Origin of the sequence: Terrisporobacter vanillatitrophus, assembly GCF_051148895.1 — a bacterium.
Lineage (GTDB): Bacteria > Bacillota > Clostridia > Peptostreptococcales > Peptostreptococcaceae > Terrisporobacter > Terrisporobacter vanillatitrophus.
Window position 1 is genome coordinate 2,152,005 of record NZ_CP154625.1, and the last position, 25,827, is coordinate 2,177,831.

Here is a 25,827-nt window from a genome sequence, read left to right on the forward strand (position 1 = left end):
TCTCCCTTTTATCTATTAAATGATATAATTTATATAAAATAAATTATATCTTCAATTACCCTTAATATAGTTGTTCAAATTCTATAGTATTTAGTAAATCATTTAATTTTTCTCTTTCATTTTCAATATCAATTTTGTCTTGTCTATCAAGAATATTTCCAAATTCTATTAATGCTGAGTTAATTATTTGCCTATATTCACCTGTACTTTCTTCGTACATTCTTTCTCCTCTAGAAAGTACTTCTTGATTTTTTTCGTTCTCCCTAGGATGAATTTTTAAATAGCTTAATTCTTCAAATCTTGCATTAGCTTCTTCCTCGCTGATTTTTTCCTCTTGTTTTTGAATTATAACTCTTTTCTTTTCTCCACTAGAGTTTACTTTTACCGTTACTTCTAGAAGAGAGTTTATATCATAAGTATATGTTATATCTATAGATTCTTCACCAGCTTTTCTTCTAGGTACATTTATAGCTATTTGTCCCAGTTTTAGATTATTTTTTACTAATCTACTTTCTCCTTGAATTATTTCAACTACAACTTTACTTTGGTTGTCGTGGGCAGTATAAAAAGTTTGTGTTCTACTTACAGGAATAGTTGTGTTTCTTTCAATTATTGGACAGAAATATGTTTCATTGTATCTACTATTTGATGAATTCATCACAACTTCTGTTCCAAGTGAAAAAGGACATACATCTGTAAGTATCACTTCTTTTATGAATTTATTTCTTTCTTTCATTGCTCCTTGCAAGGCCGCCCCCATAGCTACAGCTTCATCTGGATTTATACTTGTATGTGGTAGTCTAGAGAATATTTTACCTACAAATTTCCTTATAATAGGAAGTTTTGTTGCACCTCCTATTAATATAATTTCATCTATGTTATTTAATTTTATTTTTGCATCCTTTAAACTTTTTTCTATAGGCTTTTTTAGCTTGGATAAAATAAGTTCGCAAGATTTTTCATAGTCATCTATATTTATACTTGTTTCATAAATTTTCCCTTCTATGTTGCATTTTATTTCAACGACTTTACTTGAGCTAAATTCCATCTTACACTTTTCACATTGCTTTTTTATATGAGATATAATTTTTTTACTTAAATCTTCTTCTTTTAATTTAACTTGGTCTAAAAACATTCTATAAAGTATATCTGTAAAATCTTCTCCGCCTATGAAATTATCTCCGGCTACTGCTCTTACTTCCATTATGCTACCATACATCTCAATGATGGATATATCAAATGTTCCTCCACCTAAATCAAATACTAAAAATTTAGTATTATTTTGTCTTTTATCTATACCATAGGCAATTGCCGCTGCTGTGGGCTCACTTATTATTCGCTCAACCTTTAAACCTGCTAGTTCTCCTGCTTTTTTAGTTGCTTTTCTTTGTTCATCGTTAAAATAAGCTGGAACACTTATTATTGCTTCTTCTACGCTTCTTCCTAAGTAGAATTCTGCATCTTCTTTTATATATTTTAGTATAAATGAAGATAATTCTTCTGCTTTAAATTTCTTATCTCCTAGTATAAATTCCTTATTTGTACCCATACTTCTTTTAAACACATCTACACTTAAATCAGGATATAGTATTTTTCTTTCTTTTGCTATCTTACCTACATATATATTATTATATTCGTCTAAACTTACTACAGAAGGCGTTAGATTGTCTCCAAGTCTATTTGGTATTATTTTTGTTTCTCCTTCATTGAAATAACAAGCTAAACTATTTGTTGTTCCCAAATCTATTCCTATTATCATTTTTTCACCTCTTAACATCCTAGCATTTTTTCGAAACCAATTATATCAATATCTGATGGATCTATTTTTCTTCCTTCTTCAAGATACTCTCTAGCTTTATCCATATTTTCTTTTAAAATCTCCAAGTGAATAAGCTCTACTATTGCATCTATACATTTATATCTTTCGCAGTGCATACATTTAGGTGCTTCCAATGCTCTTTTTAAGTATTCTTCAGCTTTTTCATATTCTCTACAAATTGCATAAGCACCTCCTGCGTACTTATACATAAGAGGAATTAAGTCTTTTTTACTTTCCAAATCCTTTTGTAGTAATCTTAGTACCCTTTTGGCGTAATTAATTGCTTTATATTCATATCCTAATTTTAAACATATTCTACCTGCAATTATAAAATTATTTTTGTTAGGTTCTTCCCCTAAACTATTATCAATTTCTATAGATTTTTCAATACAAGATAATGCCTTTTTTAAATTATTAGTATAATAGTAAAATCTACCTTTATCCATATTTATTTCGCTATCATCAGAGAGTATTAGTGAAAAGTGTTTTTTTGCCTCTGATAGTCTATTGCTTTCCCAAAACATCATGGCAATTTTATATCTATACTCCACACTAAACTTAGATAAATTTAGTGTTTTTAAATATTTTTTTAAATATTCTTCACCTTTTTTAAAATCTCCAATTTGCATATACACATTGTAAATCTCTAATAAATTATATTCTTCTTTACTTTGCTTATAATTTTCTTTATAACATTTAATAGCTTCTTGGTACATTCCAAGCCTTCTATATACTGTTGCTATTTTGTAATTTAGATATTTAAGCGCCTCTATATTATCTTCATCTTCTATTGACCTTGATTTTAAGTAGTATTTTAAAGCTTCTTCAGACTTGTCTATCATATTATAGTATATTCCTAATTCATCATAGACTCTTGGATTTTCTGGCATGACTCTTTCCAAATAAGTTATGTCTTTATACGCACTGTCAAAATTATATAAGTCCATATTTAAAGTTATTCTATCAAAATAGTCTTCATAATCATATTCCAATTCTATTTGTTTAGTATAGTACTCTAAAGCCTTGTCAAAATTACCTTTTAGTCTTTGAATATGGCCTAATTTAGTCTTTGAGTATGCATTTCCTTTGTCCATAATATCTAATGCTTCATATATTTGTTGTGCTTCATCTAATTTTTCTAGTTCAAATAAACACCAGCCTTTGTAATGCATAAGTTCTATATTTTTACTGTCACATTCCAATCCCTTATTTGCCAACCTTATTATGTCTTCTGGTGTTTTTTCTTTATAAGTACATTTTATATAATATAAATAAACCTCTTCTTTAAACTCTACAAATATATCTTTGTCTGACTCAATTTTTTCTACTATATCTTCAAAAATTTCTTTAGCTTTTTCTATGTCATTTTTACTATATGCTATAAATCCTTTTATAAAATTAATACTTTCACATTCTACTTTTTGCATTTCTAGAAAGTTTAATATTTCTATGGCATCATCCATTTGTTCCACTTCAATTAATATTCTCGCTTTCTGCACATAAGGGAAAGTTTGGTATTTATATATCTCTAGCATTTCTTCACATACTTCAAAAGAGCTAGTAAAATCACCCATATCATATAATGCTTTTGCTTTTATTCTTTGTATTACTTGATTTTCAGGATTAAATCTTATTATTTTATCACTTAAATCTATAACTTCTTTAAGTTTTCTTTGCTTATAAAGTATTCTTGCTTTCCACTCTAAAGTATTTATATCGGTAGGAAGAATTTCTAAAGATTTATTGATATATTTCAATGCTTTATCCATTTCTTTTTGATTTATATAAATAAGTGACTTTGATTTATAAACTTGACTTAAGCATCTATATCTTCTATTTAAGTCTGTGATTTCTATTTCTTTATTATTTTCTATGGATTTCTCCCATTTTTCTAAGTAATTAAAACTTTTAAGATTTTTTTCTAAATTACTGTGGACTTTTGTCATCAATGCATAATACATACATTCTATGGATTTATCTATTTCTATGGAATTTAATAATTTTAATGCATTATTATAATCATGATTTTCATTATAAGCCCATGCTATTTCAATTATTTCATTTTTATTTGGATTTTCTTCATATGTACTTATTATTTTCTCGTTTATACTGTCTAAAATATCTTTTATATAATAATCTGAATATCCTTTATAGGATAAGCTATATATTAAGGCTTTTGCATCTAATAGTCTATCTTCACTTTGACAAATATAAGTTAATCCTTCTATGGCTATAGAATTTCTATGATCTTTGTTTAAGACTTCATAATAATATTCTTTTGCTTCATCAAACTTTTCTTGTTTTGTAAGAATCATTGCTTTAATTAGCTTTGTTTCTACTACTTCCTCGTATTTTGGATCTATATTTTCAATAAATTCCAAGGCCTTGTCATATTTTTTTATAGAATAGTAAATTTGAGCTTTTTTCTTATCAAGTTCAGGATGATAAATGCCTAGTTCATCTATTTTTTTAACTAATTGTATGGCTTTGTCATATTCATTCTCCTTATAAAAATCATTCAATTCATAAAACATATTTAAAAATTCATCATAATTTAATTCTTCATTTATATCAAATAAAGAATATAAAGGGTATTCTTCATCAATTATTCTATATACAATTAAATTATCTATAAAATATCTTGGGTACTTTTCATATAATTCATGTAAATTTCCCATAAAATCAAACTCTTCATTTAAAAACCTTATAAGTTCGCCTGATACATAATAGTTATCCATAAAAAATTCTAAAATAGCGTCTCTAGATTCTATTTTAGTATCTAATCTCTGGCATACATCATCATTTAAAAATTGAGCCCATTTATTTAAATCATTTCTTGTTTTAAAATTGCTGTACACTGATTGTACCTTTTCTATCCATAAATCTATTTCATTTTTGTCTATATTTGAATTGTTAGTTTCATATTGTAAATCTGCATATTCTAAAGCTTTATCATAAGCTTGTCTTAACTGCATAAATTCTTCTTGTTTGTCCTCTGGATTTGTATTTTGTAATTTTGATAGATAAGCTTTTTTAATGATATCTTTGTCTCTTGTTATGTTTACATTTAATATCTTGAATATCTCCATAATTTTCTCCTAACATCTTATTCTACATTACCTTTTGAAAAATATTATAGCATATAAAACATTTTTTTACTGTTAATTACAATTATTGTAAAATAAAAATACTGAAATATAATTTTATATTTCAGTATAAATGAGTAAGGTGATAAAATTTTATTTTTTCTTTATTTCTTTAAATGATGATATTTTTTCTTTAATGTCTTTGTCTGTTTGAAATTTTTCTAGAGATGAAGTTATAAAGAAACCATCTATTTTTTCAACTTTTTCTATTATATAAGCAACGTCTTCTGGCTCTAAGATAGGTCCTCCATGACAAATAATCATTATATCTGGATTAACTTCTTTTCCTGCTTCAATTATAGCTTTTATTTTTTCAACACACTCTTGCAAAGTAAGAGTTACTTTTAGTCCTTTTGCTCCTTTTGTATTTAATCCCATATGTGCAACCAGTATGTCTGCTCCTGCCTCTGCCATTTTTTTTGCTTGCTCTGGATCAAATACATATGGAGTAGTAAGCATATCTAGTTCATGAGCTTTGCTTATCATTTCAACTTCTAAGTCGTAACCCATTCCTGTTTCTTCTAAGCATTGTCTAAAAACACCATCTATTAATCCTACTGTGGGGAAGTTTTGAACTCCACTAAATCCTTGCTCTTTTAATTGTTTTAAAAATATATCCATTAGTCTAAATGGATCTGTGCCACATACACCAGCTAGAACAGGTGTGCCTTTTACAACTGGTAGTATTTCTGCTCCCATTTCTTCAACGATTTGGTTTGCATTGCCATAGGATATTAATCCTGCCAGTTGTCCACGCCCTGCCATTCTATACCTACCTGAGTTATATATAATAAGCATGTCAGCGCCCCCGGCTTCACTACTTTTAGCTGTAATACCTGTTCCAGCCCCAACTCCCACTAGTATTTTCCCTTGATTACATCTTCATTAAATTTGTTAATAATTTCTTTTCTATTCATTCAATTTACCTCCAGTTAATTTTCAAATTTTCTATATAAATTATTAGTTATTGTCAAATTTAACCATTTCAGCAATTGTAAAAACTGCCATTTTTGTAGAAGTAAAATTAGATTCGTCCATTTCCACAATGATTGGCATCATATTAATATCACTTTTTCCCACATATTGTGGTGTATTTTTAGATACAACTTTTGATATGATAATCTTTGGCACATTAATTGGTAATGCTCTCATCGCAGGAGTTACAAATGAAGTTTTACTAGGACCTTCAAAAAATATAATTCCATTAAATTTTCCTTGCTCATAGAGTTTAGGTATTAGCTTTTCCATTCCCTTTGATAAAACTTCTGTCGTCAATTCTATGTCGTTTTTTTGAGCAAGAACTTTCATATCTCATCCTGCTGCTTTTGCTACTTCTTCATTAGATACATCTGGTTTGAAAGTTGATTTAAACACGCCTGTATGTATTGTATAAGTATTTAATTCTAAACTTTCAATTAGCTCTTTTGCATATAGGTATTGCGTACCCTTATTATCAAAGGGACCTGCAATTGCAACGGTTTTCATCGATAAATCTCCCCTTCAGATTTATTTTGTCTAATTAGTATAAATTATGTAATTTTTTATACGAAAATTAACCTTATATCTATACTATTATTTTTCATTTTTTAAGTAAATGTTTTTATGTTCTAATTTTTTGTGTTTATGTTTTATTGGAGAATATCCTTTATATTTTTTAAACATTTTACTAAACTGAGAATAATCATTGTAGCCAACCAATGAAGCTACTGTTGATAAAGGTATATCTTTTTTATTTAATATATTAACTGCTTTATTTATCCTGAATTTTACTAAATATTCTGTAAAACTACAACCCACTTCTTTTTTAAATAAACTACTTAAATAACTTCTAGATATATGAACTGAGTTAGCCAAATCTAAAAATGATATTTCATTCATATAATTTTCAGCCACATATTCTTTTACAAATTCAATATAATTATAATTCTTTGTAATTTTATCTAGTTTTTTTACTATTAAATCGTCTTCCTCAACATTAGATGATTTTTTGAAACTTTTTATTGTTTTAGTAATTGCTTTTTCAAATGGCATTTTATCAAAAATTGAACCACCAATATAACCCATTAAATCTTCATTACTATACATATATTGAACATCTAGTGGAGTCTTAATTGGCCCGCCATAAATTAATTTTATTACAGAAGGGTTTGTCTCGTTGCAACTATTAAATATTTTTTCCATTTTAAGTTTTACATATTCCAAGGAAAACTTTTTTCTATCTCCTAATAAATCTTCTTCTGTTAACCCTAAATGTAAACATATAGCATCTGCTCCAGCTTCAATCATTTGCTTAGCTTGTATTTCATCAAAGACAACTGCTATAGTAAATATACCTTTAATATGAGCTTTTTTTATTAATTCAACTTCCAATGAATAACTACATCCTGATTTTTCAAGAGCCTCTCTAATTTTTCCATCAATAAGTCCAATTGAAGGATAATTATTTACACCAGAAAAACCATTTTCAATTATTTTATCTAAGTAAGTATCCATATTTTTTGTAGGATCAGTGGCATTCACTCCAAAAATAACAGGTATGTCTTTGACTAAAGGTATTATTTCTTTTGATCCAAATTCCATAACCATATCATTGCTATTACAATAGGGTAAAAAACTTGCCAGGGACCCTCTTCCCATTTGACGAAATCTTGCCGAACTAAGAGTTAAAAGGAAGTCTGCCCCAGCATTTTGTGAGTACTTTGCTGTCATACCAGATCCTGTGGCCACACCAATAATATGGTTGCCTTTCTTTATTTGTAACATAAGTTTTTCCAATGTTTCTTCTCTCTTCATAAGTTTTCCCCTTGTATTTTTCACATTAAACAAAGCTACTAAATAAGTATATCATATACAAATTTAGTAGCTTTACAATTATATATTAGCCATTTCAATTTTTACTACGTCATTAATATTTCTATCAGTTTTATTATTTATATGACCGTCAATACGATCATCATTAGAAAGATTTAAGATTACTTTAAAAGTAGTTCCTTTGTTTTCTTCACTATCAATTTCAACTTTGCCATTGTGCATTTTGATTATTTCATCTACTATGCAAAGACCGATTCCACTACCTTCGTTTTTTCGAGATAAAATAGAATCTACTTGATAGAATCTATGGAATATTTGATCTACTTTTTCTTTTGGTATTCCTATTCCATTGTCTTTTATACTAATATATACGAATTTATCGTCGTGTTTTATATGAACTTCTATTTTTCCATTTTCATTAGTAAATTTTATGGCATTGGATAGTAAGTTTAAAATAACTCTTTCTATTTTTTCCTTATCTATAAAAGTTATTATTTCTTCTGCGTCTGTATCAAATAATAGTTGTATATCTTTCTCATTAGCATAATCAACTGTTGCAAATACTATATCTTCCACCACATAAACTATATTTTCGTTTTTACATCTACATTCATAAAAACCAGAATCAAATTTTGTAATATCTATTAAATTATTTATAAGTCTTCTTAGTCTGTTACTATTTTGGTTAATTCTTTCTACCTTATCTAATATATATTCTTTTTCAACTTCTTCATTTCTATTTACCTTCATTTCTAGCAATGTGGATGCACTACTAATGATATTTAAAGGTGTTCTTAGTTCATGGCTCATATTTGCTATAAAATCAGTTTTTAATTGTTCTCTTTCCTTAGCAATATTGTATAATCTTTTATTTTTAATATTATTTTTTCTATGTTTGAACATCATAGTAATTATATATGCCATGATAATAAGCAAAAATATTATAATCAAAATCATTTGCACTCTCTCATTTTTTGTTATCACAAATTCATGAGGTTTTTTATTAATTATAATAGTTTCCTCTGGAAGGTCTAATGGGTTTATATTGTACTTATATATTTTTTCATAATCAACCATATAATTGGCCCCTAATTTAGTAATCAGTGGTACTGAAGATATACCTTCTTCTTTATATATTTTCAAAACCATTTTCCCCAGTGACTTTCCATATTCACTTCCTATATCAATATATCCACCTATAACACCTTTTCCTATATAATCTTCTCTACTTGTATATATTGGTATATCCTTTATACTTTTGATTTTATTGATAAATTTTTCAGGGTTAAGATAATCATAAAAATTATTATCTTTAAAAACTCCACATATTAATAAGGCTTCATTATTTTCATCTATGTCTTTAATTTTTTTAAGTATTTCATCTTCATATTCAGCTTCTATAAAATTTAAATTTATATACTTATCTAATAGATATCTATTTTCCGATAATTTATCTTTTATATCTAGGGAATAATTAGTATCATCTATTAAAACATTTATTTTTTTTACTTGTGGTTGAAGACGAGTAATTAATTTCATTAGCTCAATCTTTGATCTACCATCCATAAATCCTGTTATATATTCTTTCTCCTGGAATTTAAGATTTATTATTTCATTTACACCTGTAAAAACTATAATTTTTTTATAAAATATACTATTTTCATTGAATAAACCCTGTCTAGCTAGATTGAAGGCCTCATCATCTACTGTTACAATCATGTCAAAGTTGTTATCTTTATACTTTGTATTTAATAACTTTTCAAAATTTTTTAAATAGTTTTGATTATTGTTGTTCCTAATATCTAAATACTCAGTTTTTATCTTAATATTAGGATTATTTTTCATTGATTCTTTAAATCCATCTTTTATACTGTTTTCCCATTTATTATCAATATCGTATGAATTTATCAAAAGTATATTGTGTAAATCCTTATTATCTTTTACCTGTGCATATATACTGGTAACGGAACTTAGCAATATTATTAATGATATTATTAGTAGCCTGTTTGTTTTTTTCATATTAGTCTTATGCTCCTATTTGATGTATTAAATATATTTATAATAATTAGACAAAAAATTTAATTTTCCTTTCGACAATTATTATTATATATAAATACTTTATATTATATTTTGATCTAACATGACGCATGATGTCAAAGTTCGACTTCCCCTATATCTATAATAAAGAAGTTTTAACTATTTTTCAAATAAAAAAACAAATCAAGGGTGTATCTTTTTTGATACACCCTTAGAAAATCCCATGAACATCTGATAGTTCTAAAGTTATTCTTTCTTTATCTACATCGTAGTCCTTTAAATCTTCTTTTAGCTTTATATTTGGTATTTCTATAGTAAATTCACTTCCTATATTTTCACAACTTTCAATATATATCTTTCCTTGAAGTAAGTCCACTAGTGATTTTACAATACTAAGTCCTATACCACTGCCTTCATTTTCTCGATTTGATATTTTATCTATTCTAACAAACTTTTCAAAAATACTATCAAGTTTTTCTTTTGGGATACCTATACCATTATCTTTTACCTTTATTTGTACATAATCTTCATTAAAAATTAAATTAACAAATACTTCTCCCTCTTTAGGAGTGTATTTAATTGCATTTGAAAGAAGATTTAGTAAAATTCTTTCCATATATTCTCCATCGCATCTCATTATATGTTCTTCTTCTTCTGTATCAAATATAATTTCAATATTTTTTTGTTGTGCATAGGTTATAACGGACATGGTAACGTCTTCACATAATTTTACTATATCATAATTATTAAAGTTAACTTCTTTAAAATTTGAATCGAACTTTGTTAAATCAATCAAATTTGTAATCATTCTAAGCATTCTATAAAAATTTATTTTCAGTCCATTGTTATATTTTTCATATACTAATTTAAATTCATTTTCTTTCTTATCTAAATTCAAATCTAATAGTTGTATAATAGAATAAAAAATATTTAAAGGTGTTTTTAATTCATGAGACAAGTTTGCAAAAAAATCATTTTTTAGTTGCTGATGAACTTTAATCTTTTCATTTTCATCTTTTAATAATTCCAACTCTTTTCTATATGTAATATTTCTAGACATAAATATCCAACCTTCATCTTTAATTGGCGTTCCCAATGTTTCTGCAGCTATAATTTTTTTATCCTTACATATTAAATGTAATTCTCCAAATATCTTTTTCTCTTGACAATTATAGTTGTAGTTACAACTATCCATTACTATATCTTTTATTTTTAGATTAATTATTTCATTTTCTTCATATCCTAATAACTTATAGGCTTCTTTATTCGCATACTTAATTCTTTTATCTTTATCTATAATTATTATTAGATCTCCACTTTTTTCAGTTATTACATCAAATATTCTATTTTTTTCTTCTACTTCTTTCTTTAATTTTATCATTTCTTTATTATAATCAATTTGAACAACGTATATTTCACCATATTCTTTGCTAACTTGTGGTTTTATATCTAGTAACACCTCATTCTTATTACCTTTAGAAATTATACCTTTCCATCTTTTATTTGTTCTTATTGATTCTAATATGATAGATTTATACTTTTCATCCACATCTTCAAATTTTTCTTTGCATCTTTCTTCTAAATATTTAAATGAGTCCATATTATTTTCATTAATTTCATATTGCTTTCTTGATGCTTTATTTGCATAAATAAGATTCAAATTTTTATCAAAAAAATACATTTCTATATTCATAAATTCATTATCTAATATATTATAAAATACATCTAAATCTTGCATATCTTTTAATTTATTATTTACTTCTGTGTTACTTATAATTAATATACCTATACTATATATAATTAATCCGATATACATAATTAGTAATGATATAATAGCATATTTATTATTTTCCATATTTCCATTGTAAAATATTAATGTATAGAAATTTTTCAAACATCTACTTAACAAAAAAACTGTCCATAAAATATAAATATAATCCTTTGTTTTTTTGAATTCTTTTAAATATGTAATCGAAGCATAAATGTAAATTATATCTCCCAAAATAAATATAATTTGCATAACATAATTTGTAATTAAGGTTTCATTAATAATAAGTGATAATTCTATGTAAGATAATATTAAGCATGTTAATGCCATACAAAAAGTAAAAATAAACTTTCCATTCAAAATTTTATTTTTAAATTTTGTATTTGGCATAATAGTCATTAATATAAGCATTTTGTTCATAATAAATAAATTAATCAGTAAATGTTCATCTTGAATATTAATCCATATTGTTTGATTTGAGAGATGTAAAAAAAATGCAATAACAAAGTAAATTAGATAGAAGATTATTTCATTATTTTTCTTTAACATATAATAATATAATGATGATATTATTGCTACAAAGTACATCATCAGAGATAATATTGATATTAAATCATGCATATTCTTATTTTGCATATCAATATTTAATGTTGAACTATTTATTCCTAAAATCATTAAAAATATTATTAAAATTACTGCATGTTTAATAAAATGTATAATAAATGTTTCATTTTTTTTGGCATTAAAAATCATATATTTACCTCCAAATAATTTCTTCCTCATTATCATTCATTTTTATTTTTTTTTATTTTTATTTTTTTTTATTTATACAATATAATTTGCTATTTGTATGGATTTTCCTTCAATAAAATAGAAATTTCTTGATTTTTTAAACTTAATAGAAGATATAATATCTCAATAAAACTAGAATATAACCCTTATAAATGACCTTTTAGAGTACAATCTTAATACATAACTCTAAAAAGGAAAGGCGTGGTAATCAATCATGATTACCACGCCTTATTTCTATTAATTACTAATTTTTTTGTTTCATAATGACAAGAGTTACTGATAATATAGCAATGGCGAATCCAAGTACAATTAACATACTATTAATTATAGGAATTAGATTATTCATATTAAAATTAACTAAAACTGATATTTCTTCATTTGCTTTTATATACCAGTAAGTAGGGTTAAACTTTGCTATTGAAATTACTGTTTACCCTAAATACATTTGTGGTACAAATACTCCACTTAGAAAACAAAACCCTAAAGATACTACGTTGGCTGCTGCTGACATGGCACTTCTGCTCTTTACAAATGTGGAGATCAATAAACCTATACTTAATGCTGCTAAAGTAAATATGAAAGAATTTACTAAAAATAATAGTCTATTCATACTAAGCATATATCCTTTATACATTACAAAACTTGCTATATATTAAGGAAGATGCATAATGACAAAGAGGTTATTTTTTCTGTATTACCTACTATTGATATTTTTAGTCCAAATATTCATATCTTCAAATGCACCACATATATTACAATTATTTATTAATCTACCTGTATATTTATAATTATGTTTACTTAATACCATATTAATACCTGGATTTACTGATCTTGACAAACTATATAAAGTAATAAAGTTCATCTTTTTAAGATCCTCTTCTAACTGATATATAATATTTGATAATATACCTTTTCCTCTATGTTCAGGATATGTAGCACAATCAGTGATTTCTGCATTTAAATTATCTGTATCCATATCAGCTGAAGCAATTCCAATTATTTTTCCTTCTAATACAGCAACTTTATATAAAACTTTTCCATTCATAGTTTCTTTTAGAAAGTTCTCATCATAGACAGGACTTGGATATGTAGAAAATACTGTTGAAAATAATTCAATAATCTGACCAATATCTTTTGGCATAGCCGTCCTAATGCTATATGTTGAAATATTATTGCTACTTTTACTATATGTATTTTGTATATTTAAGCTTCGATCAATCAAGATATCTTTTTGCACTGAATCAATACTGACTTTTCTCTTACTGTCAATGAAATATGACATACATAATGCATCTTTTCCCTTAAAAAATCCATCTATTTTTCCTTCTACACAAAATCCTGCCTCAATTAGTAATTCTGAATTCTCTATATCGCTATTACATATAATTTTACCCATCTGTTGACTTGATGCAAAACATATTATTTTTTTTAAAGACTGAACGGAAATATTACTTGAATTAAGTATTTTTACACGTTCACTAACATTATCTACACAAATTTTCGTATTATCTATTACTGTATAATAATTATTTTCAATATTAGATTGTAAGTTCTTCATTAGCTTCATTAAATTCCCTCCTTCTATTTAATCGAACATTACTAGCTGGTGTTAGGGAAATACGTTCATTTTTAAAAAGTTTTTCTAGTCCTTTATAATCATCGTCCTTATGCTTTTCACATATACCACAATCTTGACATTCACGGGTTTTATCGGTTGGTTCAGTATAAGCACATATAGCACCCTCGTAGTTTCTTAGGATAACTTTTTCTGGAGATTGAGAAATTACATATTGTGGGTTCACCGGTATTTTACCTCCTCCTCCAGGTGCGTCAACTACAAAAGTTGGTACTGCAAATCCAGAAGTGTGACCACGTAGTAGCTCTATAATTTCAATTCCTGTAGATACTGATGTTCTAAAATGTTCAATACCTTCAGATAAATCACATTGATATATATAATAAGGTCTTACTCTATTCATTACTAATTGGTGAACAAGTTCTTTCATAATAGATGGGCAATCGTTTATATTTTTCAATAGCACTGACTGGTTCCCTAGTGGTATTCCTGCATTCACAATCCTATTGCAAGCAAGTTTTGATTCATCCGTTATTTCGTTAGGATGATTAAAATGTGTATTAATCCAAACTGGATGATATTTTTTAATCATATTACATAAATCTTCAGTTATTCGTTGTGGCATAACAACCGGAACACGAGTTCCTATTCTTATAATTTCAACATGAGGGATTGCTCTTAATTCTTTCAATATAAATTCAAGCCTTTCATTAGAAATACACAATGCATCACCACCAGACAATAAAACATCTCTTACTTCCTTATGTTCTTTTATATATTGAATAGATTTTAAGATATTTTTCTTTGACAAAGATTTATCTCCATGTCCCGCAAAGCGCCTTCTTGTACAATGTCTACAATACATAGAACATTGTTCAGTAATAAGAAGGAGTACTCTATCTGGATATCTGTGTGTAAGTCCAGGAACTGGAGAGTCAAGAGTTTCATGTAAAGGATCTAGTCTGTCGCATTCTAATTTTTCAGATTCATGAATCGTTGGGATTGCTTGTTTTCTAATTGGACAATTAGGGTCATCAGGATTAATTAGGGTTGCATAATAAGGAGTTATAGCCATTTTAAGCTTCTTAAGGCTAGTAACGATTCCATATCTCTCATCATCTGTAAGATTTACAACCTTCTCCAATTCCTCTATTGTAGTTATTCTATTAGAAATTTGCCATTTCCAACTATTCCAATCTTCTTCCGTAACATTACTCCATAATGCTATATTTTTAAAGTTTCTTTTCATTTTAAGTACCTCCTAAATTAAACAATATAAATCACTTAAACTATAGACTGTTAATTCATCTCATAGTTAATTATGTACCCCTAAAGATATTAATTAAGGTATTTCTATAAAAAATGTTGAAACATAATGCATACTTCTTGGTTATTTTACAAAAGTAATATTCCTAGCATTAAAATATATTTTTTCCATAGATACCAACAACTTAACTTTAGCATTAAGTTGTTGCTTTATCAAGTGAAATTTATAAATTTGCATATTATATATACATCTTATTGATTTTAATAATGACTTTGACTAAAATATCAACTCACAAGTGAGCATGTTTAGTACAAACTATTATAAAAAAGAGAGGCGTGGCAATCAACCACGATCGCCACGCCTTATTTCTATTAATTACTAATTTTTTTTTGTTTCATAATTACAAGAGTTACTGATAATATGGCAATGGCGAATCCAAGTACAATTAACATACTATTAATTATAGGAATTAGATTATCCATATTAAAATTAACCAAAACTGATATTTCTTCATTAGCTTTTATATACCAGTAAGTAGGGTTAAACTTTGCTATTGAAATTACTGTTTCTCCTAAATACATTTGTGGTACAAATACTCCACTTATAAAACAAAATCCTAAAGACACTACATTGGCTGCTGCTGACATGGCACTTCTGCTCTTTACAAATGTTGAGATCAGTAAACCTATACTTAATGCTGCTAAAGTAAATATAAAAGAATTTACTAAAAATAATAATCCATTCATACTAAGCATATATCCTTTATACATTACAAAACTTGCTAGTATCATAATAATCCACGTTACTACAGCATAACTAATATTTCCTAATACCAGTTGGAAATTTAAGCTTCTCATTGTTAATGCGGAAGATAAATTTCTCATTTTTAAATCCTTATTTTCAAAGGTTAGCATAACTGCTGTTACTCCTAGTATTAATATTGCAAATATTGAATAAGCGAAATAGTTATAATAATTTTTGCATCCTATATTGCTTACATATCCACTTTCATAAGTACTTACCTCTACCTTTGTGCTATAGTCCAAGCCTTTATTTATATACTTTACAAGATCTGACTGAGATATATTTCCCAATGCCAGATTATATTTTTTAGCTGTGTTTAAATATCTATTTACTAAGTTATCTATATATACTTCACTTACTGAGTTTGGAATTGTAGTTTTTTCAATATTTACTTTTGTATTGTTACTTAATATTTCCCCTGTAAATCCTTTAGGTATTGTTACAATATACTCAACTTCTCTAAAATAAAGTGCATCTTGTAATTCTTCTTTTGTTGTTCCAATACTTACTATATTTGTATTAGTGCTAAGATATTTTTTTAATCCCTCCACAATTTTTGTGTCTTCATCTTGATTAATAAATGCTATATTTACTTTAGTATCTTCAAAATTTATATCATTGGGACTTTGCTTTGTGCTTCCAAGTGCTATTGCGAAAACTACAAATACTACTATATATATTGAAATTTGACTTAAATTCTTATGAATAACTTTAAAAAAAGCTTTATAAACTTGCATATTTTTGCCTCCTTAAAACTAAATAGGTAGTTCCACTAAAAATAACTGATAATATACAAAGCACTCCCATGTTTATAAAAAACTTAGTTGTTGTATCATAATAGTATAATGAGTAAAATGAATCGGCTATTAAATTTACTGGATTAAGATAACTTAGTATAGGCATTTTTGAGTTTATAATATATTTCATTTTGTCGTACATCATACCTGCTAAAAATGACATTGTCATAGTAGCTCCAACTAATATACCTACCTTAATGCCTTCTGATTTTTTTAGTACTATTCCTAAAAATATTCCAAATGTTACTCCTGTAATAGTTCCTATAACACATGCTAATAATATATATCCTATTTGATTAGAAAAACTTATTTTTAATATAAAGCAAAGATATGCCATAAGTACTGAAATATCAAATAATTGAACTGTAGTAGCAGCTGCCATAGATGCCATAAAAGTTTTTAATTTGTGGACTGGTGCTACACTAACTCTAGCTCCTTGTGAAGATTGGTTAGCTTGAATTTGAGATATTTCTTTAAGTCCTAAAAATCCACCATATAAACATGCCATTGCAATAAGAGTATAAAAATAGTTTATAGATTCATCTGTGGGTGTTTTACTTACTGATACTTCTTTTATATAATCTGTTTTTTCAAATAAATTATCTATTCCTACACTTTGTATTGCACTTGGATTTTCTTTCATAATTGTTTTTATTGTAGATTCTGTTTGTTTGTATTCATCTACAAAACTTTTAATTATTGTTTGGTTTATTCCTTTATCTTTTACTATGATTTTTATATCTTTATCAAAGTATAAATATCCATCTATATTATTATTGTCTAATAAATCCTTTGCCTTAGCTTTTGAGGTATATTTAATATTAAACAAGGGATCATCACTTTCTTCTTTTGAAAGGGAATTTATTGTATTTATAAATTCCTTATTTTTAGAGTATTCTCCCTCCTTCACAATAGCTATATTTACTGGGGAAAAATCCTCAGCATTGGAGATATTTGAAAGAGATAGATTAAATAAAGTTGCCAGTAGAATTGGAAATAATAATGTCCAAAACATCATATTCTTATCCCTTGTAATACACTTAATTCTATATTTGAAATTATGATAAAACATTTTTTTACCTCCTTAATCTCTTAATTCTTTTCCTGTGATTTCTAAGAAAACATCATTTAGTGTAGGTGGTTCTGAGTAAATTTTTCCTATTTGCACATTATTCTTTCTTAGGTAATCTATTACAATTGACAAATTATTTTTGCCTTTACTAGATTTAACTACTAGATAATTGTCTTTATGTTGTGCATAGGTTATATTAGGTAGTTTTTTTAAATTCTTTAGAACTTCATCTTCTAATCTAAAAACTTCTACTGTTATTGTCTCTCCACAATTTATCATTCCTTTTAATTCTTCACTACTTCCTGTTGCTATTACCTTACCCTTGTCCATGATTGAAATTTTCGTACAGATTTGTTCTACTTCTTCCATATAGTGAGATGTGTATACAATTGTTGCTCCTTCTTTGTTTAGTTTTTGTATTCCTTCTAAAATGTTATTTCTACTTTGAGGATCTACTGCAACTGTTGGTTCATCTAATATAATTAACTTTGGCTTATGTGCTATTCCACATGCTATATTTAATCTTCTTAATAATCCACCACTTAACTTTTTAGGATAAAACTTTCTATAATCTCCCAGTCCAACAAATTCTATTGCCTCTTCTACATATTTTTTTCGTGCGTTCTTATCTAAAATATATAATCCACAAAAATAATCTATATTTTCATATACTGTTAATTCTTCAAATACAGCCACATTTTGCATTATTACTCCTATATTCCTTTTTATATCATAGGCTTGTGGGCTCATTGGTTTTCCATAAATTTGTATGTCTCCCTTGTCGTATTCTAGTAAGGATAAGATACAATTTATGGCTGTACTTTTGCCAGAACCATTTGGTCCTAAAAGCCCAAATACTTCACCTTCTTTTACTTCTAAATTTAAATGATCTAGGGCTAATAAATCATCATATCTTTTTACTAAGTTTTTAACATTTATAACCATACTTATTCCTCCAATAATTTCTTATTTATATTTTAATTTTCATATTTTTCCTTTTGTATACTTTTATTATATTAAATTTAGTTATAATGAATAAGTGACTAGGCTCCAAAATACCTATGACAAATGTAATAATAATATTGTTGTAGTATTAATCTAATGTTAAAATCATTTTATAAATGAAAAATTTTCCTTGCTAATTTAATCCAATGTGAATTGAGGTGATTTATATATGAATAATAGCGTAATTGATAAGGTTATAATTTTATTTATTTCTTTATCAATTTATTTATACAATGTAACTGATGCTTATTTGATTGTACCTATACTTATATGCGTCTTTTTAAGTTCAGTTATTAGCTATAGCGAAAATAACAAGGTATTAATTACAGTTTTTGCCGCATTTTTAGGCTTCTGTTTTTTAAGTTCAGATTTTTTATATTTTATTCCTCTTATGTGTTATGACTTGTTCTTATATAGAACTAAGTGGTTGTGGTTGATTTTTATTTTACCTATTTTAATACATAGCTCTTTAGTAAACACTTTATCAATGTTTTTAATTTTTGCTTATACTTTTATAAGCTATATACTAAAGTATCGAACTATATCTTTTGAGTATGTGAAAAAAAATTATTATCATGTAAGTGACAATGCCAAGGAATTGTCTATGAAGTTTGAAAAAAAGAATAGAGAACTTTTAGAAAAACAAGATTATGAAGTTAATTTAGCTACTTTGAGGGAACGTAACAGAATAGCTAGAGATATTCACGATAATGTTGGTCATCTTCTATCTAGATGTATACTACAAACAGGAGCACTTTTAGCTACTAATAAAGATGAGAACATTAATCTAAATCTTACTCTTATAAAGGATACTCTCTCAGAAGCTATGGATAGTATTAGAAATAGTGTTCATGATTTACACGAGGATGCAATTGATCTTCAAATTGAAATGCAACAATTAGTTGATAACTTCAAGTTTTGTCCTGTAAAACTGGATTACGACTTAGAGTCAATTCCTACAAATAAAATAAAGTATAGTTTTATTACTATAACAAAGGAAGCTTTATCCAATATTATAAAACATTCTAATGCTACTGAAGTTCTAATTTTTGTACGTGAACATCCTTCTCTATATCAACTAGTTATTCATGACAATGGCAATAAGATTAAGTACAATAGTGAAAATGGTATCGGTATAAAAAATATAACAGATAGGATTTCTTCCATGGGTGGAAGCTTGCATATAAGCACTGACCATGGTTTTAGAATATTTATCTCTGTTCCTAAAAATTTTAATTAGAAAGGATTATGTAAATTATGCGTGTATTAGTCGTTGATAATGATAAATTAGTATGTGTCTCTCTAAAAACCATACTAGAAGCGGAAGATGATATTGAAGTTGTTGGAACCGCCTATAATGGCAATGATGCAATTAAACTTTATCATAGCCTAAATCCTGATATTCTACTTATGGATATACGTATGGATGATATAACAGGTTTGGAGGCAGCAGAAACTATTTTGAAAAAGGATAATAATGCAAAAATCCTATTTCTGACTACTTTTTCTGACAATGAATATATAATAAGAGCCTTAAACATAGGCGCTAAGGGCTATATTATAAAACAAAATTTTGAATGTATCGTTCCTTCTCTAAGAGCAGTACACACTGGTCAAAATGTTTTTGGTGATGATATTATCTCCAAAATCCCCTCACTTCTTGATAATTATCAGCAAACTGATTTTTCTTCCTTTGGAATTACTCAAAAAGAATTAGAGGTTATAACTCTTATAGCAGAAGGGCTTAGTAATAAGGAAATAGCCAATAGTTTATTTTTAAGTGAAGGCACTATTAGAAATACACTAAGCAATATTCTTCAGAAGCTAAACTTAAGAGATAGAACTCAAGTTGCTATATTTTATTATAAAAATAAATAAAAATAGGGGGGTATCATTTTTGATACACCCCTATTTCATATTTATTATTTTACATATATATTTTATTAATTATAATCCTAGTCAAATCCACAATCTTTGCAATATGCTTTATAATCATTTAATAAATATAAATTATCACTACCGCAAGATTGATCTATTTAATTGTTATCTGATTTTGGAATGTTTTCATTTTCCTCTTTTTTCTTTTTACTTTCATAATCCTTTCCATCAGTCACACATTGTGTCCACCCGTTGTCAAATCCTTTTGAATATCCTCTGTCATATTCACTGTTAATAACTTGTTCGTCTCCAGTATCATTTATTTTGGCCTTATAATAACCATCTTTATATCCGTCTTTGTATCCTCTTTCATATTCACTTTCTTCATTTTTATTTGAAGTATCTGAATCATTTGAAGTATTGCTTGTTTCTGTTTTTTCACTGTCATTGTCTTTTTCTTCTTTTATTTCTGGTTTTTCCTTAACCCCATTAGCTTCATTTCCATAGTTTTTGGTTTCTTCCTTTGGTGTGTCTTCTATTTTTTCATTATTTTTGGCGCATCCTGTACTTAGACTTAATACTACTATTAGCGCTAATATTAATTTTTTCATGTCTTAATCCTCCCACAATTCAAAGTACTATTTTGGTAAGTTTATGTAATTATATCATAGCAGATACTTATTCCTTACCCTATTCTAATGAACTGTAATCACCTCTTCTATATTCTCCAAAGTACCCATCAACAGAATACTCAAATACTTTATATGTATCTTTTTCAACGTAAAACATCATATCTCCTGTTACATCTTCACCCATGTTGAATATATAGTACTCTCCATCTCCTTTAGTTGGATGTTTACCTTCTCCTGAATAAGCCACATTTTTAAAGTCACTTCCACATGAATTTATTATTGCCTTCTTGGCCTTATTAATTTTATCTGAATTTGATTGTTTGCTTTTTTTAGAAGTATTTGTTTTGGAATCTTCTTTTGAATCATTTTCTAATTCTTCTGATTGACCATCTACCTTTACTATGGTTATTCTATATTTACTTATGTCTTCTATGAAATCTTTTATATTAAATTCAGTAAAATAACCTATCCCCACACCTAAAAATAAGCTTATTATTATAAAAATCCATGACTTGTTTTTATTTTTCTTTGTTTGTTTACTTTTTAAATTATTTTTATTGTTTTTATTGTTTTTATTGTCTTTGTTTTCTTTTATTTTTTTATTACTTTTACTGTTTTTAGATATTCGTATTCTGCTTTGGCCCTTGATATTTGATTTGTCAACTTGTTCTAATTTCTTTTTATTTCTCACCTTATACCCCCATTGTCAATTACTACATATCCATATCAACTATATAATACTTTCCTTCTTTATTTTGAATGGCTATGCTCTCATCATCTGTTGATACATCATCATTATTATTAAGAGTTATGGAAAATTCCATATCTAAATAGTCTTTATCTGCGTCTTTTCCTTCATAAGATTTCTCATCTACTAGGGATTTAGCACTTATGGATATTTCTCCCATATCTTTTGCTTTAGCATTTACATCATTTAAAAGAAACTCTACATAAACTTCAACAAGATTACCCTTTTCTATTTTATCCATGGCTAACTCATGTGTATTCATATCTTCATCTGAAAGCTCTTTTGGTGGATTTTTTTTGTAATAAAGATAATGTTCATATATAGTGAGTATATCTGATGCTATATTGCTACCCTTTGCTTTAAATGTCTTCAACTTATCAATATCATTTAAGTCTGGGCTTAAGCATTTTTCCATAGTGTATTTATCCTTGTTATAGGTTGCTTGTACAAAATTTTCTACTACACTTTCTGCAGATGAATTTGTTTTATTAAAGATATTTTTAATTAAGCTTTTGTTATAAGACCCTACAAATATTCCTATACTTATAAATAGGATACTTAGCAAAACATTCTTTAGTATTTTTTTCATTTTTATAATAGTACCTTTCTAAAATAGTTTTTAATTTAATATTAGAGTTTTTTATCTTGATATGTTCTGAAGAAAAAACTATTCAGTCCCTCTTTCTATATATACGTTAGTTGTGCACTTTTCTATATAGTTTAAATATTGGCTAAATAAAATTTTTCAAAAATAAAAAACTATTCTGACATATGTCTAAGAACACATCTTGTCAAAATAGTTTTATAATAACTTCTTCCTATTACATAACCCAATTTTTATACTTTATCCAAATGAAAAACTGGTTTCACCTTACCTATTGTATTCCCTAGACTATTTTTCAAGTCTTCTTCTCTAAATCTATCCAAAGCCTCTATTTCTTCCAAAGTCAACACACCAAGGTCCTCCAAACATCTCATTACAACAGGAGGTATGGCTCTTTTGTAATTTCCATCTTCAATTTTTATGGCAATGCCAATATCTGCTCCTTTCACAGCTACACAATAAACCCCATCGGCTCCCAGTTTTCCAATAAGTTTTCCATTGGTGTTTTTTATTAATTCTGTGCAAAATCCACCTATCCCAGCAACCATCTCTGGCGAATTATTCATAGATTGAAAAATTCTGTCACAAGCATTTTTTACATCTAATTGTAAATTATCAGTACAAGTAAATTTAGCAAAAGCTAGAGCCGCATTATAAAGAGGTATGCCGTGTACAGGAACTCCACATCCATCCACCCCTATTAAAATTTTATCTTCATCAATTTCACAAAAATCAGATATAAGTTTTTTTATATCTTTTTGTATGGGATGATTTATTGAATTATAATTTTCTATGTCATATCCTTTGGCTAAGCAAGATGCAAGCATTCCACTGTGTTTTCCTGAGCAATCTGATTTAGCTGGAGTTAACTTAATATGATTTGATATTTGAAATGTTTTATAATCTTCATTTAAAGAATAGGTGCCTTTACAAAGAAGATTTTCTTGTGTCAGTCCTATTTTCTTAAGTATTTTATCTACCATTTTTATGTGTATATCCTGTCCATAATGAGAAGCGCACATAAGTGATATTTCTTCATCTTCAAAATTGTATTTTTCATTAGCACCACTTAAAAATACATTTATTGCTTGAACTGGTTTTAGTGCTGAACGAATATATGCAACTTTGTAAGGATCTCCTTTGTAGTATTTAAGTTTCCCATCTTTTCCTACTATTGTTATGTCCCCTCTATGAATATTTTCCACCAATGGACCTCTACTTACTTCTAAAAGAACTTCTGACATTCTATTCTCTCCTTTTTATTTTATTTGCTAACTAACTGTATTTTATTTATGTGAAAATATTTTAATATTTATACTTATATTATATGTATTTTCTTATTTTAAAGTTAGTCTTTACAACTGTATACTTGAAAATTACTCATATATAACACCTTCTTATAAAAAGTATGACAACTTCTGCAAATTGTAACCTTTGTCTTATTCTCCTTATATCATAGAGTAATATAAATTTTTGAAAGTTGGTGATTATATGGAATTTGACCCAAACAAACTGGAAACCACATTCATACCACCTATGACACCTTTAGGACCAATTGAAGGTAGAAAGTATACTCTTACACACTCAGACACTACAGGCATGCTCTTTTTAGATATTGGTCCTGAGTACAATTATTCTGCTATAAATGAAGAAATGAGAGATGAACTTTTGGGAAAATATAAAAGATACGGTTATGAATCTTATATATTGATTTTTTATGCTTATGTTGGTGATTCTGATTATCTTACTGCATCGATGAAATACGGTGCTTTTAAATATCATCTAAAGTTTGCTCTTCAAGCTATTTTTTATGGAGATAAAGAATTATTAAATGAGCATGATTTTTTACTTGATACACCTATTTACGTGAAATTTGATTCTGAAATTGCCATATTTGATAACTATGAAAATTATGGTTATGTGAAGGATTACATTTTGTAGTTTAAACCATAAATATAAATAAAAAAAGAACTTCCACAAATTCTTCATAATTAATGGAAGTTCTTTTAAATATTATATGACTAAATGTTTTATTAAATATCACTTAAAAAGGACACTGAATGTTAAATTCAATGCCCTTTTGATTTCATTTTAATAGTAATAAGACATTGAGCCAAACATTGCTATAGATAAAAATACGAATATAATTGCAATAATTATTGGTATTATAAGTAATACTATTGGAAGTACCATATTAGTACCACCATTTTTCTTTATCAATGTCTGTCTATAACTGCTATCTGCACAATTAATTTCTTGGAATTTTTTATTTATATGATCTAAGTATAATGAATTGGCAAAAGCACCCAATCCTATCCAAAGACCTAAATTCAATAACCATCCTATAACAGGAATACATGCTAATAATAAATTTGCTACACAGTATATTACCCCTTGTAGATACATTTTTCTATATAGCATCCAATATGTACTAGCTAAAAAAGCTGACCAGTTCCAAGTTTTCTTATTTCCAGTCATACTTATTTGATCAAATTTTCCTAAATAAAACATTTGATTCTTTGAGATAAATGTATTTATTTCTTCTTCACTATAATCAGCACTATTATAACCGCTTCTCCAGTTTCCCCCTTCTGAATTGTTTTTGTTAAGGTCTAATCTTTTTAGATCCTTTCCACAACCATTACAAAATGAACTTGTAGCCTCATTTTCTTTACCGCATTGACCACAAAAAACAACATCTGAATTTGTTGATTGCATATACCTCTTCCTCTCCTAATAAATTACTTAAATATAAAGCCGTAAATTTTTATATTATTTATCTACACAAAATGTTACAACTTTATTGACCCAAAGAGTATAATATCATATATTAATTCCTAATTTTGTCGTAATTTGTATTTTATGTATATTTTTTTAGTTTTCATTTAACGCATATTGATTGTTTTCTTAAATAGAATCATCTGTTTTTTCTTTGGTTTAGTGTATATTTATCTTTTTAAAATATTATTTCCTACTAGGTATTTTATAGGCATTATCCCTTTCTGTTTTTTATTATTATCATGCCCTGTTCCTATGTGCTGTGCCTAAGCACCAAAAACCTTATACGCGCG

General features: G+C 27.0%; 20 protein-coding genes and 1 pseudogene. 3 read left to right on the forward strand and 18 right to left on the reverse strand.

The window, feature by feature from the left end:
- Positions 1–61: 61 nt before the first annotated feature.
- From TVTCOM_RS10815 to TVTCOM_RS10875, 13 genes and pseudogenes are all read right to left on the reverse strand, one after another.
- Positions 62–1,759: an Hsp70 family protein gene (locus TVTCOM_RS10815; protein ID WP_434796287.1), complete on the reverse strand. Its 1,698-nt coding sequence runs from the start codon at positions 1,757–1,759 to the stop codon at positions 62–64.
- An 11-nt stretch (positions 1,760–1,770) separates the two neighbouring features.
- On the reverse strand, positions 1,771–4,908 hold the full coding sequence (locus TVTCOM_RS10820; protein WP_434796288.1) for a hypothetical protein: 3,138 nt from the start codon (positions 4,906–4,908) through the stop codon (positions 1,771–1,773).
- A gap of 150 nt (positions 4,909–5,058) precedes the next feature.
- Positions 5,059–5,823, reverse strand: a complete 765-nt coding sequence (locus TVTCOM_RS10825) for a phosphoenolpyruvate hydrolase family protein (RefSeq protein ID WP_434796289.1) — start codon at positions 5,821–5,823, stop codon at positions 5,059–5,061.
- 102 nt (positions 5,824–5,925) lie between these two features.
- Positions 5,926–6,450, reverse strand: a pseudogene (locus TVTCOM_RS10830) (Tm-1-like ATP-binding domain-containing protein).
- An 87-nt stretch (positions 6,451–6,537) separates the two neighbouring features.
- Complete coding sequence (locus TVTCOM_RS10835) at positions 6,538–7,758, reverse strand: phosphoenolpyruvate hydrolase family protein (protein WP_434796290.1); 1,221 nt, start codon at positions 7,756–7,758, stop codon at positions 6,538–6,540.
- 78 nt (positions 7,759–7,836) lie between these two features.
- Positions 7,837–9,795, reverse strand: a complete 1,959-nt coding sequence (locus TVTCOM_RS10840; protein ID WP_434796291.1) for a sensor histidine kinase — start codon at positions 9,793–9,795, stop codon at positions 7,837–7,839.
- 229 nt (positions 9,796–10,024) lie between these two features.
- Positions 10,025–12,334 (reverse strand): ATP-binding protein, encoded by a 2,310-nt coding sequence (locus TVTCOM_RS10845; RefSeq protein WP_434796292.1) that lies wholly within the window; start codon positions 12,332–12,334, stop codon positions 10,025–10,027.
- Between the two features lie 469 nt (positions 12,335–12,803).
- The gene (locus TVTCOM_RS10850; RefSeq protein ID WP_434796293.1) at positions 12,804–12,983 is read right to left on the reverse strand and encodes a hypothetical protein; all 180 of its coding nucleotides are present in this window, start codon (positions 12,981–12,983) and stop codon (positions 12,804–12,806) included.
- A gap of 84 nt (positions 12,984–13,067) precedes the next feature.
- Positions 13,068–13,940 (reverse strand): putative beta-lysine N-acetyltransferase, encoded by an 873-nt coding sequence (gene ablB, locus TVTCOM_RS10855; protein ID WP_434796294.1) that lies wholly within the window; start codon positions 13,938–13,940, stop codon positions 13,068–13,070.
- Positions 13,912–15,198, reverse strand: coding sequence for a lysine 2,3-aminomutase (ablA, locus tag TVTCOM_RS10860; RefSeq protein ID WP_434796295.1), 1,287 nt, complete (start codon positions 15,196–15,198; stop codon positions 13,912–13,914). Before ablA ends, ablB begins: the two co-directional genes overlap by 29 nt.
- Before the next feature lie 389 nt (positions 15,199–15,587).
- Positions 15,588–16,757, reverse strand: a complete 1,170-nt coding sequence (locus TVTCOM_RS10865) for an ABC transporter permease (protein WP_434796296.1) — start codon at positions 16,755–16,757, stop codon at positions 15,588–15,590.
- Entirely contained in the window at positions 16,744–17,889 is a 1,146-nt protein-coding gene (locus tag TVTCOM_RS10870; protein ID WP_434796297.1) for an ABC transporter permease, read from the reverse strand. Before TVTCOM_RS10870 ends, TVTCOM_RS10865 begins: the two co-directional genes overlap by 14 nt.
- 12 nt (positions 17,890–17,901) lie before the next feature.
- Positions 17,902–18,834 carry an ATP-binding cassette domain-containing protein gene (locus TVTCOM_RS10875; RefSeq protein WP_434796298.1) on the reverse strand — a complete coding sequence of 311 codons (933 nt, stop codon included), beginning with the start codon at positions 18,832–18,834 and terminating at the stop codon, positions 17,902–17,904.
- A gap of 229 nt (positions 18,835–19,063) precedes the next feature.
- Between TVTCOM_RS10875 and TVTCOM_RS10880 the strand changes: the two genes are divergently transcribed.
- Positions 19,064–20,134 carry a sensor histidine kinase gene (locus tag TVTCOM_RS10880; RefSeq protein ID WP_434796299.1) on the forward strand — a complete coding sequence of 357 codons (1,071 nt, stop codon included), beginning with the start codon at positions 19,064–19,066 and terminating at the stop codon, positions 20,132–20,134.
- A gap of 17 nt (positions 20,135–20,151) precedes the next feature.
- Positions 20,152–20,772: a response regulator gene (locus TVTCOM_RS10885; RefSeq protein ID WP_434796300.1), complete on the forward strand. Its 621-nt coding sequence runs from the start codon at positions 20,152–20,154 to the stop codon at positions 20,770–20,772.
- 158 nt (positions 20,773–20,930) lie between these two features.
- On the opposite strand, the gene TVTCOM_RS10890 is transcribed toward TVTCOM_RS10885, so the two are convergent.
- From TVTCOM_RS10890 to TVTCOM_RS10905, 4 genes are all read right to left on the reverse strand, one after another.
- Entirely contained in the window at positions 20,931–21,383 is a 453-nt protein-coding gene (locus tag TVTCOM_RS10890; RefSeq protein WP_434796301.1) for a hypothetical protein, read from the reverse strand.
- A 79-nt stretch (positions 21,384–21,462) separates the two neighbouring features.
- Positions 21,463–22,095: a hypothetical protein gene (locus TVTCOM_RS10895; protein ID WP_434796302.1), complete on the reverse strand. Its 633-nt coding sequence runs from the start codon at positions 22,093–22,095 to the stop codon at positions 21,463–21,465.
- Between the two features lie 22 nt (positions 22,096–22,117).
- On the reverse strand, positions 22,118–22,741 hold the full coding sequence (locus TVTCOM_RS10900) for a hypothetical protein (protein WP_434796303.1): 624 nt from the start codon (positions 22,739–22,741) through the stop codon (positions 22,118–22,120).
- A 248-nt stretch (positions 22,742–22,989) separates the two neighbouring features.
- On the reverse strand, positions 22,990–24,000 hold the full coding sequence (locus TVTCOM_RS10905) for an asparaginase (RefSeq protein WP_434796304.1): 1,011 nt from the start codon (positions 23,998–24,000) through the stop codon (positions 22,990–22,992).
- 247 nt (positions 24,001–24,247) lie between these two features.
- Here TVTCOM_RS10905 and TVTCOM_RS10910 point away from each other — a divergent pair, with 247 nt between their 5' ends.
- Positions 24,248–24,697, forward strand: coding sequence for a staygreen family protein (locus TVTCOM_RS10910; protein ID WP_434796305.1), 450 nt, complete (start codon positions 24,248–24,250; stop codon positions 24,695–24,697).
- Between the two features lie 150 nt (positions 24,698–24,847).
- Here the strand turns inward: TVTCOM_RS10910 and TVTCOM_RS10915 are convergent, their stop codons facing one another.
- Positions 24,848–25,474 carry a hypothetical protein gene (locus TVTCOM_RS10915; RefSeq protein ID WP_434796306.1) on the reverse strand — a complete coding sequence of 209 codons (627 nt, stop codon included), beginning with the start codon at positions 25,472–25,474 and terminating at the stop codon, positions 24,848–24,850.
- Between the last annotated feature and the right edge of the window lie 353 nt (positions 25,475–25,827).

What these genes read in the sequence shown, in the direction of transcription:
- TVTCOM_RS10875 (WP_434796298.1), bottom strand. Translation starts at nt 18,834, where the DNA reads ATGGTTATAAATGTTAAAAACTTAGTAAAAAGATATGATGATTTATTA.
- TVTCOM_RS10870 (WP_434796297.1), bottom strand. Translation starts at nt 17,889, where the DNA reads ATGTTTTATCATAATTTCAAATATAGAATTAAGTGTATTACAAGGGAT.
- TVTCOM_RS10835 (WP_434796290.1), bottom strand. Translation starts at nt 7,758, where the DNA reads ATGAAGAGAGAAGAAACATTGGAAAAACTTATGTTACAAATAAAGAAA.
- TVTCOM_RS10850 (WP_434796293.1), bottom strand. Translation starts at nt 12,983, where the DNA reads ATGAATAGACTATTATTTTTAGTAAATTCTTTCATATTTACTTTAGCA.
- ablA (WP_434796295.1), bottom strand. Translation starts at nt 15,198, where the DNA reads ATGAAAAGAAACTTTAAAAATATAGCATTATGGAGTAATGTTACGGAA.
- TVTCOM_RS10845 (WP_434796292.1), bottom strand. Translation starts at nt 12,334, where the DNA reads ATGATTTTTAATGCCAAAAAAAATGAAACATTTATTATACATTTTATT.
- TVTCOM_RS10915 (WP_434796306.1), bottom strand. Translation starts at nt 25,474, where the DNA reads ATGCAATCAACAAATTCAGATGTTGTTTTTTGTGGTCAATGCGGTAAA.
- TVTCOM_RS10910 (WP_434796305.1), top strand. Translation starts at nt 24,248, where the DNA reads ATGGAATTTGACCCAAACAAACTGGAAACCACATTCATACCACCTATG.
- TVTCOM_RS10865 (WP_434796296.1), bottom strand. Translation starts at nt 16,757, where the DNA reads ATGCAAGTTTATAAAGCTTTTTTTAAAGTTATTCATAAGAATTTAAGT.
- TVTCOM_RS10880 (WP_434796299.1), top strand. Translation starts at nt 19,064, where the DNA reads ATGAATAATAGCGTAATTGATAAGGTTATAATTTTATTTATTTCTTTA.
- TVTCOM_RS10890 (WP_434796301.1), bottom strand. Translation starts at nt 21,383, where the DNA reads ATGAAAAAATTAATATTAGCGCTAATAGTAGTATTAAGTCTAAGTACA.
- ablB (WP_434796294.1), bottom strand. Translation starts at nt 13,940, where the DNA reads ATGAAGCTAATGAAGAACTTACAATCTAATATTGAAAATAATTATTAT.
- TVTCOM_RS10900 (WP_434796303.1), bottom strand. Translation starts at nt 22,741, where the DNA reads ATGAAAAAAATACTAAAGAATGTTTTGCTAAGTATCCTATTTATAAGT.
- TVTCOM_RS10840 (WP_434796291.1), bottom strand. Translation starts at nt 9,795, where the DNA reads ATGAAAAAAACAAACAGGCTACTAATAATATCATTAATAATATTGCTA.
- TVTCOM_RS10885 (WP_434796300.1), top strand. Translation starts at nt 20,152, where the DNA reads ATGCGTGTATTAGTCGTTGATAATGATAAATTAGTATGTGTCTCTCTA.
- TVTCOM_RS10820 (WP_434796288.1), bottom strand. Translation starts at nt 4,908, where the DNA reads ATGGAGATATTCAAGATATTAAATGTAAACATAACAAGAGACAAAGAT.
- TVTCOM_RS10815 (WP_434796287.1), bottom strand. Translation starts at nt 1,759, where the DNA reads ATGATAATAGGAATAGATTTGGGAACAACAAATAGTTTAGCTTGTTAT.
- TVTCOM_RS10905 (WP_434796304.1), bottom strand. Translation starts at nt 24,000, where the DNA reads ATGTCAGAAGTTCTTTTAGAAGTAAGTAGAGGTCCATTGGTGGAAAAT.